At 38.6% G+C, this 13,447-nt stretch carries 16 protein-coding genes and 3 pseudogenes; 7 read left to right on the top strand and 12 right to left on the bottom strand.

Annotation, left to right across the window (positions count from 1 at the left end; translation table 11 throughout):
• The first annotated feature begins 2 nt into the window (after positions 1 to 2).
• The 4 genes and pseudogenes from ACVC7T_RS02055 to ACVC7T_RS02040 all read left to right on the top strand — a co-directional run.
• Positions 3 to 1,106: a DUF3278 domain-containing protein gene (locus ACVC7T_RS02055; protein ID WP_447262386.1), complete on the top strand. Its 1,104-nt coding sequence runs from the start codon at positions 3 to 5 to the stop codon at positions 1,104 to 1,106.
• The gene (locus ACVC7T_RS02050) at positions 1,103 to 1,429 is read left to right on the top strand and encodes a hypothetical protein (protein WP_105110869.1); all 327 of its coding nucleotides are present in this window, start codon (positions 1,103 to 1,105) and stop codon (positions 1,427 to 1,429) included. The genes ACVC7T_RS02055 and ACVC7T_RS02050 overlap by 4 nt, the downstream gene beginning before the upstream one ends.
• Before the next feature lie 4 nt (positions 1,430 to 1,433).
• Positions 1,434 to 1,769, top strand: a complete 336-nt coding sequence (locus ACVC7T_RS02045; protein ID WP_105110868.1) for a hypothetical protein — start codon at positions 1,434 to 1,436, stop codon at positions 1,767 to 1,769.
• A gap of 238 nt (positions 1,770 to 2,007) precedes the next feature.
• Positions 2,008 to 2,369, top strand: a pseudogene (locus tag ACVC7T_RS02040) (transposase); the annotation flags it as partial.
• Positions 2,370 to 2,445: 76 nt separating this feature from the next.
• Here the strand turns inward: ACVC7T_RS02040 and trhO are convergent.
• The 6 genes from trhO to ACVC7T_RS02010 all read right to left on the bottom strand — a co-directional run bounded on the left by trhO (position 2,446) and on the right by ACVC7T_RS02010 (position 8,012).
• Entirely contained in the window at positions 2,446 to 3,429 is a 984-nt protein-coding gene (gene trhO / locus ACVC7T_RS02035) for an oxygen-dependent tRNA uridine(34) hydroxylase TrhO (protein WP_105110867.1), read from the bottom strand.
• 274 nt (positions 3,430 to 3,703) lie between these two features.
• A complete protein-coding gene (locus tag ACVC7T_RS02030; RefSeq protein ID WP_105110866.1) occupies positions 3,704 to 4,255 on the bottom strand; it encodes an ECF-type riboflavin transporter substrate-binding protein in 552 nt (183 codons plus the stop codon).
• A gap of 24 nt (positions 4,256 to 4,279) precedes the next feature.
• Positions 4,280 to 5,128 (bottom strand): SAM hydrolase/SAM-dependent halogenase family protein, encoded by an 849-nt coding sequence (locus ACVC7T_RS02025; RefSeq protein WP_105110865.1) that lies wholly within the window; start codon positions 5,126 to 5,128, stop codon positions 4,280 to 4,282.
• Between the two features lie 149 nt (positions 5,129 to 5,277).
• On the bottom strand, positions 5,278 to 6,267 hold the full coding sequence (locus ACVC7T_RS02020; protein ID WP_105110864.1) for a lipoate--protein ligase: 990 nt from the start codon (positions 6,265 to 6,267) through the stop codon (positions 5,278 to 5,280).
• Positions 6,268 to 6,354: 87 nt separating this feature from the next.
• Complete coding sequence (locus ACVC7T_RS02015; RefSeq protein WP_394718480.1) at positions 6,355 to 7,791, bottom strand: 6-phospho-beta-glucosidase; 1,437 nt, start codon at positions 7,789 to 7,791, stop codon at positions 6,355 to 6,357.
• Positions 7,792 to 7,805: 14 nt separating this feature from the next.
• The gene (locus ACVC7T_RS02010; protein ID WP_394718478.1) at positions 7,806 to 8,012 is read right to left on the bottom strand and encodes a histidine phosphatase family protein; all 207 of its coding nucleotides are present in this window, start codon (positions 8,010 to 8,012) and stop codon (positions 7,806 to 7,808) included.
• A 280-nt stretch (positions 8,013 to 8,292) separates the two neighbouring features.
• On the opposite strand from ACVC7T_RS02010, the pseudogene ACVC7T_RS02005 reads away from it, so the two are divergent.
• From ACVC7T_RS02005 to ACVC7T_RS01995, 3 genes and pseudogenes are all read left to right on the top strand, one after another.
• Positions 8,293 to 8,448 (top strand): annotated as a pseudogene (locus ACVC7T_RS02005) (site-specific integrase); the annotation flags it as partial.
• A 150-nt stretch (positions 8,449 to 8,598) separates the two neighbouring features.
• On the top strand, positions 8,599 to 8,820 hold the full coding sequence (locus ACVC7T_RS02000) for an AbrB/MazE/SpoVT family DNA-binding domain-containing protein (RefSeq protein ID WP_024377377.1): 222 nt from the start codon (positions 8,599 to 8,601) through the stop codon (positions 8,818 to 8,820).
• Positions 8,817 to 9,224, top strand: a complete 408-nt coding sequence (locus ACVC7T_RS01995) for a type II toxin-antitoxin system death-on-curing family toxin (RefSeq protein WP_447262385.1) — start codon at positions 8,817 to 8,819, stop codon at positions 9,222 to 9,224. Before ACVC7T_RS02000 ends, ACVC7T_RS01995 begins: the two co-directional genes overlap by 4 nt.
• 340 nt (positions 9,225 to 9,564) lie before the next feature.
• Here ACVC7T_RS01995 and ACVC7T_RS01990 read toward each other — a convergent pair whose 3' ends face one another.
• From ACVC7T_RS01990 to ACVC7T_RS01965, 6 genes and pseudogenes are all read right to left on the bottom strand, one after another.
• On the bottom strand, positions 9,565 to 10,320 hold the full coding sequence (locus ACVC7T_RS01990) for a hypothetical protein (RefSeq protein ID WP_447262384.1): 756 nt from the start codon (positions 10,318 to 10,320) through the stop codon (positions 9,565 to 9,567).
• Positions 10,321 to 10,373: 53 nt separating this feature from the next.
• Positions 10,374 to 11,498: an AAA family ATPase gene (locus ACVC7T_RS01985; protein ID WP_105107988.1), complete on the bottom strand. Its 1,125-nt coding sequence runs from the start codon at positions 11,496 to 11,498 to the stop codon at positions 10,374 to 10,376.
• Positions 11,498 to 12,256 carry a DUF6414 family protein gene (locus tag ACVC7T_RS01980; protein ID WP_105107987.1) on the bottom strand — a complete coding sequence of 253 codons (759 nt, stop codon included), beginning with the start codon at positions 12,254 to 12,256 and terminating at the stop codon, positions 11,498 to 11,500. Before ACVC7T_RS01980 ends, ACVC7T_RS01985 begins: the two co-directional genes overlap by 1 nt.
• Before the next feature lie 232 nt (positions 12,257 to 12,488).
• Positions 12,489 to 12,767 (bottom strand): hypothetical protein, encoded by a 279-nt coding sequence (locus ACVC7T_RS01975; RefSeq protein WP_153047870.1) that lies wholly within the window; start codon positions 12,765 to 12,767, stop codon positions 12,489 to 12,491.
• Positions 12,768 to 12,815: 48 nt separating this feature from the next.
• Positions 12,816 to 13,076: pseudogene (locus tag ACVC7T_RS01970) on the bottom strand (topoisomerase DNA-binding C4 zinc finger domain-containing protein); the annotation flags it as partial.
• Positions 13,077 to 13,245: 169 nt separating this feature from the next.
• The coding region (locus ACVC7T_RS01965; protein WP_277946397.1) for an rRNA adenine N-6-methyltransferase family protein at positions 13,246 to 13,447 on the bottom strand (202 nt) is incomplete at its 5' end.

Raw genomic sequence — 13,447 nt, 5'->3', positions numbered from 1 at the left:
CTATGAACAAGGAAACTTTTCAAAACAAGCTCATCAAACGATTTTACGGCATCGCAGGTCCGCTGGATGAATTTCGCCGCAAAGAGGCCATGAGATTGGGCAATATGGCCTTCATCTTCCTCTTCATCGGACTCCTGTTTACTCTTCTTCTGGCTCTCTCCTTGTCCGAACGATTTCCGGAGCAGGTTGGCTACGGCTACCCAGTCTTTTTAGAAATCATCTTGCTAGGACTTCAGAGCTATCTGGCTCTCCAAAGCTATCGCAGCCAGCTGACTGCACTAGATAGGGAGGATTTGTCGGAGAAAGAGGTACGTGGCCTCAAGTGGGCTAGTGTGAAATTCGCTGTATATTTCACTCTGGTCATGTATCTCTGGAATGCCTTTTTCGGGGCCTGGATGGACAAAGACATGGACTTCATAAGCAATCTGACCACTCCTCGCTTTTTCTTCGCAGCTTGTTTAGGCGGTATCTTCGTGGGGATTGTGACTCACATTCAGTTAGTTTATCGCCAGAAACAAGCTCAAAATCTGACTAGTAGCTCTGCTATTTCCAAAAAAGAAAAACCCTGGATGACCAAGCTCATCAAACATTTCTACGGTGTGCGAGGTCCCTTGGATGAATGCCGGCGGGAACAGGCTGATGAAATTGGCGGTCTTGCTTTTGTCTATCTAAGCTGGTTTCTTTTGATAAGCAATGCTGTCGCTTTTATGCTAGCTGTTCGCTATACAACCGAGGTTGCAACCTGGTATCCTATCCTGCTCGGTGCCATTCTCTTTATTCTCATCGCTGTGCTCAGTGTCCAGATGCTCAACCGTGATTTTGGTCAATTCGACCCTGAAGAAATCAGTCCAGAGGAGCAAGCCCGACCCTATCGCCACCCCTTGCGTTGGGGAATTGGTGTCAGCCTATTCAGCTTGATTTTTTCTAGTGTCTCAGACTTGTTTGACAGCAATGGCCCTGTCCTCGAAACTCTCTTTCAACCTAAAAACCTCTTCTACGCTGGTTTTATGGGACTATTTGCAAGCATTGTCATCTCTGCTACCAACTATGTCAAACGACTGGAGGATCAAGAAAACCAACGGAAAATGGAGAGGAGAAAAAAATGAAGAATCACCTATCAACTAAACGACAGTCCATTCTATACTGCATCATTTATATCTTCGTTGCCAGCATTTGCCTGGTCTCCTATTGGGCTCCTGAGCCCTTTGCCTCTCCAAGCCTCCTCACCGTCCCTATCACCATTAGCCTGCGTGTGTCACCTAGTCAAGAAGATATTGCCTACTACCTCCTCCAAATCGTCGTCGCTCTGCTAGCCTTGCTTCTGGTATTCGGTATTGGGGTCTGGCTAGGAAAGGTCAAGCCAATCGGACTCCTGTTCCCATTGGCAATGGGACTCTACCTCGTCTACCTTATTACCAAAAAGGAGTAAACACATGAAATCGAAAACACCCCTCCTTCTCTTCGCCATAGGCTACCTGACCATTACTGGTCTGCTCATTGATGGCTTTCTGACCAATCAGCCCAAACCCATGATAATATTGTTCATCCTGTCTATTCCTATCTTTACTCTCCATTTAGTGGAGACCAAGTCCACAGTGGGGCAGGTTCTATACAGACACAACAGTATTCTTCGTCTTATCGCTGCATTGGGAATCCTTTTAACCCTGGCAGTGGGCTATGCTACGGGGCATGTTGACCTGCTACTGCTCCTAGCCTCCCTGGTCTGGTTACTACTACTTTTACTGCCGTCAATTTTCAAAAGAACCTAGTTCGAGATGTACAAGCTCGAACTTTTTCTTTGTCTTCGGACAATTATTTCTTATACTTAACAAAAATCAAAAATAGTGGCTTAATGGTATTATGACAAACAAACTCACCCCCACTCAAGTTCACGAATTAAAATAAGCCCTCAGAGACAAGACAAATATTCCACATCACAGAAAAATTCAGGCTCTCATTCTTTACTCAGAAAACCAGAGCCTAACAGCTAGCGCAAAATCAGTGGGCTTTGTCCATTTAGCATGTGGTTGTAATAGTGATTGGATGAATGAATTTCTACACCAATTGTCAGAAGCTTATCAGATGACTACATTATTCTAGTCATGGACAATGCCGTCTGGCATAAATCTCAGACATTGAATATCCCTGAGAATATAGAATTTACCTTTATTCCACCTTACACACCAGAGATGAACCCTATTGAGTAAGTCTGGGCCGAAATCCGCAAACGTAGTTTCAAGAATAAGATATTTAGAAGCTTGAATGAGGTTATTGATAAACTTCAAGAGGTTATTCAAAACCTATCTCCTTCTCAACTCAAATCAATTGTACGTAGAGATTGGAGTTTGGCTATTTTTGATTTTAGTTGAGTATTAGTATTAAGTGTAAGGTTCCAGAAAATGGCAGAAAAAAGGAGCTCGGATTTCTCCAAACTCCTACATATAATTAAGCATGCACTGGTGCCAAGCTCTCACCAATTACCTCCAAACGTGCTGCCCATTCTTCGCGGGTCAAGCCGTTTTCAGAGATGTAACGGTTGCGCTCATGGGCACGGCATTCTGCAGAACATCCACGAACATACTTATGCTCATTTTCTTCTGACATGAGGGTACGGCGGTTACAGAATGGGTTACCACAGTTGACATAGCGTTCACATGGTGTGCCATCGAACCAGTCCTTACCAACAACAACTGGGTCTACATGGTTGACATCAACTGCAATACGCTCGTCAAAGACATACATCTTACCATCCCACAATTCGCCACGAACTTCTGGATCCTTACCATAAGTTGCGATACCGCCATGCAATTGGCCGACATCCTTGTAGCCTTCGCGGACCATCCAGCCAGAGAATTTCTCACAGCGGACGCCACCTGTACAGTAAACCACGACACGCTTGTCCATGAATTTTTCCTTGTTGTCACGGACCCATTGTGGCAATTCACGGAAGTTGCGAATGTCAGGACGGATTGCGCCACGGAAATGACCTAGGTCATACTCATAGTCGTTACGGGTATCCAAAACAACGGTATCTTCGTCCAGAAGCGCCTCTTTGAATTCTTTTGGTGACAAGTAAGCACCTGTTGTTTCAAGCGGGTCAATATCACTATCGAAGTTATTGTCTTCTAGACCCAAATGTACGATTTCTTTCTTATAGCGAACGTGCATTTTCTTGAATGCTTGTTCATTTTCTTCATCAATTTTAAACCAAAGGTCGCTGAAAAGCGGGTTAGCATGGACATAATCCATGTACTTTTGAGTTGTTTCATAGTCACCAGAAACAGTACCGTTGATGCCCTCATCAGCAATCAAGATACGCCCCTTGAGACCAATCGATTTACAGAATTCCAAGTGCTCAGCTGCATAAGCTTCCGCATTTTCGATTGGAACATATTTATAATATAGCAATACGCGAATGTCTTTTGACATGGTGTGATTCTCCTTTAATCTTTGCAATAGATTAGCGCTATTCAAGCGATTTGACCAGCTCGAAGCTCTGCTATTTTTCAATAACACAGTCTGTAAAATTATACCCCGAATCCGGCAGAAATACAAAAATCTTGATTGAAACTATTGGTCTGATAATTCTTCCCTCAATGCCTGCAATTTCCCAAGCTGCTCCTATGGTAGGACTATTTGCATGTTATTATGGTTTGAAGCTATAACAGAAAAATACCTGAGAATCTCTTCTCAGGCACATTTCTTAATCTTTTGACAAACTTCCAGTTTGAGTTTGTGATTTGGTATAAACGGCCACCAAAATTGTTCCTGCGATAGCCACTGTCAGGCCATTCACAATACCAGCAACCAAGCCTTGCGCAAAAACCTTATTTGCAGGCTCGCTATAAACCAGGATATCCAAAACAGGTGCAACTACTCCCCAAGCTACTACGTTAGCAATAATTTGGAAAATGTTGAAGGAAAGAATATCTTTTTTCTCGAAAATTCCCTCTTGGACACGAAGACGATTTTTGGCAAAACCAAGCACTAAACCAAATACACCTGATGCCAAAACCCATGACCACCATGGTGAACCATACTGCAATGAATCCTTGAAAGCATGACCGATAAAGCCGACCAAGAAACCAACAACTGGACCAAAGATAACAGAAAAGAGGGATTGGACAGCATACTGAAGCTGAATCGAAGTATTTGGTACAACAAGTGTCGGAATGCTGATTAAAATCCCAATTACCACAAAGAGGGCTGCACCAATACCGGTTGCGACAACTGTTTTGATAGAATTATTTTTCATCCTAAATCTCCTTAAAAAATATGTTTAGTTAACAATGCGTTTGATTTCAATATGCCAGTTTTGACCGACACCAACGTTGTAGGCTTTGGCAAATGAACCCTGGTTGATAGCAAGACCAACACGGTAGAGGGAATTGATATACAAGAGTGGCTGACCAATGCGGACATCCGCAAAGGACTTGCCATAGGTCACTTGGTTTTGGTAGACTAGCATATCGTTGTTGTAAATGGTCACCTCAAAGCGGTCTTCAAACTGCGGGTTGAGGGTATAGAACTCCTCACGGGTAATCGAGGTCCAGAGAGAACCGAAGCGAACATCGAGAATGTCGATGGCGCCCTTGACAAAGTCTTGTCCAAGTTCTGTTGGAACGGTTGGAATTTCAACAACGTCTTCTACTCGCAGTTCTGGCCCCACTTCTTCAAAAGTGATATGCCCAGATGCCAACTTAGCACCGGTATAAGCATAGACATCGCGACCATGGAAAGTATAGGAATGCTCTGTATTAGCTCTACGATTGGCCACTTCAGAAATCTCGCGTACTGCCTTGATACCAACGTGCTTCTTGATGAAAGACAGAGTACCGTTGTCAGGGGTAACGATATAGTGATTTTGCTCGGTCAATGCCACCACGCTCTTACGCTTGGAGCCAACACCTGGATCAACAACCGATACAAAAGTAGTGCCTTCTGGCCAGTATTCCACTGTCTGGAAGAGGCGGTAAGAGCCCTCAAAAATATTGTAAGGGGTGATATCGTGGGTCAAATTGTGAACCACAAGGTCACGTGATTCCTGGAGGGCTACACCAATCATGGCTGAAACCGCTCCGTCAACAAGACCAAAATCCGATTGTAAAACAAGTAAATTATTAGACATAAGTTCTCCCAAATTTGATACTGTTCTAGGATAACAAAAAACGCTTCAAGAATCCAATAGGTAATTTCTAAGCTCTGTTATAAGTTTTAACTATAACAAGAAAAGGAGCCTGAGTGTCTGATTAAAAATACACCCAAGTTCCTTATTCCTTAGGCTACAATAGCCTTAGCCACTTCTTCTGTCGTCATGCGTGAGAAGTAATGCGTGGTATCGATTTCTTGCAACTTGGCAAGGACGTCCGCATATTCGTAGCGTGTACCAATCAGCAATTTCTCAATATCCGAAACATCTCCGATACCAAAGAAGTCACCATAAATCTTGATATTTTCGATAACAGATTTCTCCGTTTTCACATAGGTTGTGATTTTACCTGCTGGGTAGCGAACGTTGCGCTCCACAGTGTACTCAGGCGTTTGACCGAAATTCCAGTCCCAAGTACCAAATTGGGTATCATGGATTTCTTGGATACGAGCCAAGTCCTCGTCAGTCAGGACATACTCGTCCATATCTGGATATTCCTTCTTCATTTGGTTAAGGATGGCATCCTTGAACTCCAGAACAGTCATTTTTTCTGGTAATTCATCATTGATATTGGTCACACGCGCACGGACAGATTTAACCCCTTTAGACTCAATCTTGTCCTTGGAAACTTTGAGCGCATTGGCAAGGACGGTCATATCCACGTCAAAGAGGAGACAGCCGTGGTGCATCATACGACCTTTAGCATAGGCTTGGGCATTTCCACAGATTTTCTTCCCATCAATCTCAAGGTCGTTACGTCCTGTGAAATTAGCCTCAACACCCAGAGTTGCCAGCGTGTCAATCACAGGTTTGGAGAAGGTTTTGAAGTCAAAAGCACCTTCTTCAGACTTATTGGAAATAATGGTGTAGTTGAGGTTGTTGAGGTCGTGGTATACCGCGCCACCACCTGACAAACGACGAACAACGTGAATGCCGTTTTCATCTGTGTACTCTTTGTTAATTTCTTGAATAGCATTCTGATGCTTACCGATGATAATGGCAGGCTCATTGATCCAGAGAATAAAGATTTCATCAATATCGGTCAATTCCTTGAAGGCATAGGCTTCGAGAGCGATATTGTAAGCAGGATTGTTACTGTTATTTACAATGTATTTCATGCTAGACTCCTTGATTTTATAAATTGTTAACCACCTTTTATTATATTGGAAACGATAACAAAAAACAAGCGCGAGGCTTGTTTTATATTAATCAATATCGGCACCGTTGCTGGCGATAACCTTCTTGTACCAGTCGAATGATTTTTTCTTAGAACGCTTGAGTGTTCCATTACCTTCATTGTCACGATCTACGTATATAAAGCCGTAGCGTTTTTTCATCTCACCGGTACCTGCAGACACCAGGTCAATACAGCCCCAGGTTGTGTAGCCCAGCAATTCTACGCCGTCCTCAACAATGGCATCACGCATGGCTTCAACGTGCTTGCGGAGGTAATCAATCCGGTAGTCGTCTGCCACATAGCCGTTTTCATCCGGCGTATCGACAGCGCCCAGACCATTTTCAACAACGAACATTGGCTTCTGATAGCGATCCCAGATAGAGTTGATCGTGATACGGAAGCCAAGTGGGTCAATCTGCCAGCCCCACTCTGAGGCATCCAGATATGGGTTTTTGATAGAGGCAAAGATGTTACCAGCTGTCTTTTCATTGACTTTTGGGTCACCAGATGCCACACGGCTTGAATAATAAGAGAAGGAAATGAAATCAACTGTATGCTCTTTCAAAAGGGTCAAATCTTCCTCTGTCATCACGATATTCAAGTTTTCGCGTTCAAAATGCTTCTTGGCATAATTTGGGTATTCCCCACGCGCTTGTACATCAATGAAGAAATAATTTTCACGATCCTGGTTGATAGCCGCCCAGACATCGCGCGGATGACAAGTATTTGGATAATATTGACCCGCCGCCAACATACAGCCGACCTTGTTTTCTGGGTCGATTTCATGGGCAAGCTTGGTCGCAATAGCTGAAGCCACTAACTCATGGTGGGCCGCTTGGTATTTGACCTCTTCTACATTTTCACCTTCTTCAAAGTAAAGTCCTGCACCCATAAATGGCGCATGAAGAATCATGTTGATTTCATTAAAGGTCAACCAATATTTAACCAAGCCCTTATAGCGAGTGAAGAGAGTCCGGCAAAGACGCTCGTAGAATTCCAGCATCTTGCGATTGCGCCAGCCACCATAGTGCTCAATCAAATGCATCGGACAGTCAAAGTGAGTAATGGTCACCAAAGGCTCAATCCCGTATTTGTGACATTCCTTGAAGAGTTCTTCGTAGAACTGCAAGCCTTTTTCATTTGGCTCTAACTCATCTCCCTTAGGGAAAATCCGTGTCCAAGCGATAGAAAGACGATAAGTCTTAAAGCCCATTTCGCCGAAGAGGGCAATATCTTCCTTGAAATGATGGTACATGTCGATAGACTCTTTAGCCGGATAGAAATAACCATCCTCAAAGTCAAACATTTTTTTGCGACCTGTGATAATTGGTCCACGGTCTGGTCCGATTGGCACCACATCTACATTGGCAAGACCACGGCCATCCGCATCGTAGGCACCCTCACATTGGTTGGCAGCTGTAGCACCACCCCATAAAAATCCCTTTGGAAATACTTTTCTTGTCATCTTTTCTCCTTTTCCTATCCTTCTTTTTGATAAAGAGTTTCTTTGTTAACGGGATCCACAATGCTTTGCAAATCGTAGTGACCGTCTTCATAAGTAAAAGTCAGTATGGCACAATTCCGCATCCGTACTCGCGGAAAATCTGTCAATACCTGTCTGAAAAATTGGGCAATGGCAGCTCCATGGCTAACTACTAAAACGGATTGATTATCCGCTTCTTCCATAATGCCTCCAATGTCAATGGAAAGATATTTTTCATAACTTGCTCCTTTCTCTTTTCATTCTATTGTACCAAAAGCTAGGTAAATGACAAGGCCGTGACACAGCACTTCATTCCCTAAATTTTGGTAACAATTGATATAAAGAGTATTTCCCGATGAAATCATTTTCTTGACACAATTTTGCCTTTTTTGTTTCAAGTAATAGATATTACTTTTTTGTTTATTGGAGGATTTGATGATGATAAATAATTTACAATATTTCATTACTAACAGAATAAAAATGTTAGCACAATTCAACATTATGCAAACCCCTGAACAATATCTTTTTACTCATATAGACACAAAAGGTGATGTAAATAAACCCGTACATATTGATTATCTTAACAATAAAATGAGGTCTGTGGAGAATCGACATAAGTTGAGACATGCAACACTGCATAAATTTTCAAGCAAAATAAGCAAAATCGAACCAGAAAATACAAAAGTTTACCTTATCTTGATTCTAGAAAATGTGTCAAATAGAAGTATTCACTTTTAATTTTTGTATATATCATGTATAATGTATTTACAAATACAGGAGGTATATCCGATGAATGTTTTATTACGCAAAACAGGTAACAGTACTGTTATTACTATTCCAAACGCCATTAAAGAAGCGCTTGGTGCAGAAATTGGTGAAGAAATCGAATTCGTCACTTCAGGAAATAATGTCATCATCCGTAAAGCTGAGCCAACATTTGACTTTGACAAAGAGTTAGAAAAAGCTATGAGCCAATACGATGAATTATTGAAAGAGCTGGTAGATAAATGAAATACCTATCCGCTGAAGACATTATCAAAATCAATGTTATGGTTATTGGAAAACATTCCCCAAAGGAGCCCGTTGGGATAGCTGATCCAAACAGCCTGCAGATGATTGTTGAGCAGCCAAAACAAGAGATTTTTGGAAAAGTACTTTATCCCGGCATTTATAGTAAAGCTGCCATTATCTGGATAAACCTAATTAAGAAACACCCATTCAAGAACGCCAACAAGCGAACTGCCGTACTTGCTTTACATATGTTTCTAGCAATGAATGGTTATCAATCCAATCTTTCCTTCAACGATGGACTGGAAAAAACGATTGATATTGCTACGTTTCAAGGTGACTTCGAGGAATTAAAAGATAACATTATCCAGTTCTTGAAAGAAGAAAATCGAGTATACAAAAAATAGAAAAGTGGTTATCGACCGAAGTTGATAGCCACTTTTCTATATTCTACTGTATTCTACTGTATTCTACTGTATTCTACTGTATTCTACTGTATTCTACTGTATTCTACTGTATTCTACTGTATTCTTATTACTAATAGTATTCTGACTGCAATCATTTATCAACATTGATTGCAGTCATTTTTACTTAGACTCAGCCAAACTAAATCAGAGTTCAGGTAATTCTAGGATTTCTAGGAGGCCATCACTAATAAGTTCAGTTAATGATGCAGCCATATGTTCGTTTACTTTCTCTGAGTATTATTTTTATAATATTCACTAAAGAAGTCTATTTACATTGAGCTTAAGAGATAATTATTTTATTTTCAAAAAGATATTGTTCACATTTTTTAAACTGATCATAATACTGTTGTAAATCTTTTGAATTTTTATTTAGAGCATCTACTCTATCAATTACTTCAAGATAATAATTCCCGACTATATTTTTTAAATAGACAAGTAATAATAGTTTATATGAACCATCTACTCCCTCGAATAGACAAAAGATAAAATGAGATTGGTTTTCATTTGGGTTATTTGAAATAAATGATTTAGGAAATATGTAATTCTCATGATGTAAATTATTTAGTTTAAAAAAGTTAGTATTTTCGTTTAAATGTATATGTACTGCATTAAACGAAAAATAACCACCATCTATAGTATCTATACTTAAATTATTTTCTTTAACATACGGTGTAAGCATATAGGTAGACTTTATTGTTCCTGAATTTTCATATATCCTGATTCTAGGCACCTCGATTTCCTTCTCCGCACCATTGAATGAAGCTTTTACTTTCGACTTACCTTCTATTTTATAAGAAATAGATAGCTTAGCTCTCCTATCAGTTTTCAAAACATTAATTCTTTCTATGTATACAGTAATTATACTAATAAGAAATGCCAAAAATGCAATTGGTTCACTTATAACCTGCTTATAAACATAAACAATTATATTAACTAATAATTCAACACCTGATACTTCAGACTGCCTCAATACATAAATCAATAAGGATAGCGCCACCCAGAACCAAAAATTTTTATAGAAATATTGTTTTTTCAAATTAAGTTCACCACCTCATGTTTCTATCGTATGTTCTCAGAGAATTAACATAGTCAGCATGATTTATCCTTTATAATTACTTCCAATAGCTTATCTGCAACAATATCTTCAACATACTTTCTTATCGCTCGAACGTTAGGAAGTGCATTTAATTTAGATTCCAAGATTTCTAAAATCTTAACTTCATCTAAATATCCCTTATACTCCTTAGTCATGGATTCTGAGTCAATAATTTTTGAATAGACTATCTTTGAAATCTGCCTTTTCTCATCAAAAGATAAAGGAGAAAATTTAACAAAACCATCGAATCGACTTAATAATGCTACATCAATATTATTCTCCATTTCTGAAAGATTTTTAAAATTAGATGTGCAAATAATGATTGAGTTACTGAGATCTACCTTATAATTTTGGTCCTCATAGATGCCTTCATCAAACATTTGAAAGAAGGTACTATGAAAAAATGCAGGTGCCAGAGCAAACTCATCAAGCAAAATAACATTAGATTCTCTGTTTAATAATGTTTTAGAAAATGAGTCTTCGCTATGATTTGTTGATTTAAAATATTTTACGCTTGATTCACCACCAACCATCGACATTTGTTCTCTAATAATATTGTCATTCCCATATAGTGTCGTTGATAGTTGTTTTGCTGTCTCCGTTTTTCCAATCCCTGGTTCACCATAGAACATTAAAACTAATGGTTTTGAACTTGGACGTATTAGTTGAGCAACTAGTTTTCTTAATAAACTTTTCTTAGCTTCTCCTTGGCCAATTATATTTTCATTTAAGTCATGTATAACGTCTTGAAACTGTTTCTTTTCAATTTTCTTAAAAGTACTTTGTTCAATATGTACACTCTCTGAAGGAATTTGTTGCCTAATTAAGTGGAAAAATTTTTTAGGCGGATTATGAAGGTACACTTCTAGAATATCGGCAAATTCAAATATTTTTACTAATAAATCGATATTTTCAAAAACTAAACTTGTCGATAACGAATATGAGTCCATCCTAAAAACACAGTAATCCTTTCCCACTAGTGGTTCTGCTATTTCCTGAATTTTAGCTCCATTTGTCCAGTTTATAAGTACTTCATTAAACGAAACGTAGTTATCTAATTTAGCCACTCTTTCATTAAACTTTTGAACCGGCTCAAAAAAAATATTAAATCTTACCATTACACACCTGCCACTAGAACATCATATATCGGTATTTTCTCATTATCTTGTTCTTCATCAAAGTCAGTTCCAAGTTGCGACCGCCTATTGCTTGATAATCTATCTATCATGGTATTAAAACTTAAATCAATCGAATCTACTTCTCCAACCTTAATTCCATAGAGTTTGATATCCATCTTGGTTAAGTCACTCAACGTATAATTATTACGTAGACCCGATATATTGAATCTAAAAACACTTTCTTTACTCTCAGAGCTAATACCCCTAATTTCATAATATCCAGAAAGTCGGTCTAAAGTTCGTTCAATATTCTTTATTTCAATACCTTGAAAATTATTTTTATCATCATCCGTAATACTATTCATTTTAGTAATATCACTAATCATATCGAGAACAGGAGTGATGTTACGGTAAAAAGCAGGAGAATCTTTTTCAATAAACAACTTAACGTTATCTAAACATTCTACTTTTGAAGAACCTTTTTTATTGGTTACAAACTTTTTAAAGTTACTTAGCAATGTAGAGGTAATCTGTGATTCTACTACACCACTTCGTTGATATGAAGCATTACCAGAGAGTCCTATCTTAAATCGAGAAAAGAAATTCATACCAACCCTTCCCTCGGCATCTACCTCAACCATATTTTCGGACACACGTTTTATGATATCAGATTGTATCCCATTTTGATGTAATTCTAAAAAATCAAAAACGGCTTGCTCATCAAGATAAACAATTTTCCCAGCAAAAAAATTGGCCATTACTTCCTCCTTGTTACTATATTTTCAGACTATTTGAGCAATCCTATTATACCAAAATTCCTAAAAACTACTCCTCTACGTACTTAAATCACTAAACTCAAAAAATTATTATTTAATCTCTATATCCAGAGAATAGATAATTGTAACAACTTCTTCCACTTCACAATGCACCTTAAAACGCCCTAGAAATCTAGAGCGTTTTTGTATTGATATTAAAATAAAATGGCTTTTATCAACTAACAGTTTTCAACTTTGCTCCGAAAATAGAATAAACTAACAATCCCAATCCAACTAGATAGATTAGATAACCCAATCCAGGAGTTCCGAATCTATAAACATAAAATGGATTCCAAATTAATACTGAAGCAATTTCAATAATTGCATAACGTCTTACATTATTTGTATTACCTTGTAATAAATTTGATACTAGTAAAAATGCAACTATCCATATTACCGATGAAACTATAGGATGATCAGCAAAAGCTGGTGTCGCAAGCAAGAATTTATTCATAATATTGAATGGCAATAGTTGCGAAATTACCAACAACACATTTTATGTTTATTTTGAGAAAGATATAAAATCAATATATCCCTTTTCTCCGATTTTTACAACGGCATTGTAGGACTTTCTATCTTTCGTTTTGATTCCTTTTACCAGGGTTTCTTTTCCCTCCAGTAATTCTTTTACATTCGTTTTGGTTAGTTTTTTCTTTCTAAAATGTTCAGCTAAAGTAAACTTACATTCAGGATAATTTGAACAACCATAAAACGATTTTTTTAATACAATATTGTTGCCACACTTAGGACATTTTCCTACAAGGGGTCCCGAGCGCTTAGTGGGAATTTGTACCCCTTATCGATACAAATTCCCCGTAGGCGCTAGGGACCTCTTTAGCTTCTTGGAAGCTGTCAGTAGTATATCTAATAATTTATCTCCATTCCCTTTAGTAACGTGTAACTTTCCAAATTTAAAAAAGCGACTCATAGAATTATTTCCTCCCGTTAAATAATAGATAACTATTAAAAATAGACAATACTTGCTCATAAGTAACGGTACTTAAATCGTTTACTTTGGCGTGTTTCATTGCTTGATGAAACTGATTTTTAGTAAACAGTTGACGATATTCTCGATTGACCCATTTTGAAACAAAGTACGTATATAGCTTCCAATATTTATCTGGAACATCTGTG

Source organism: Streptococcus sp. P25B114 (genome assembly GCF_053010325.1).
The sequence above is the reverse complement of the archived record's forward strand: the minus strand, read 5'-3'. Positions and strand labels throughout refer to the sequence as shown.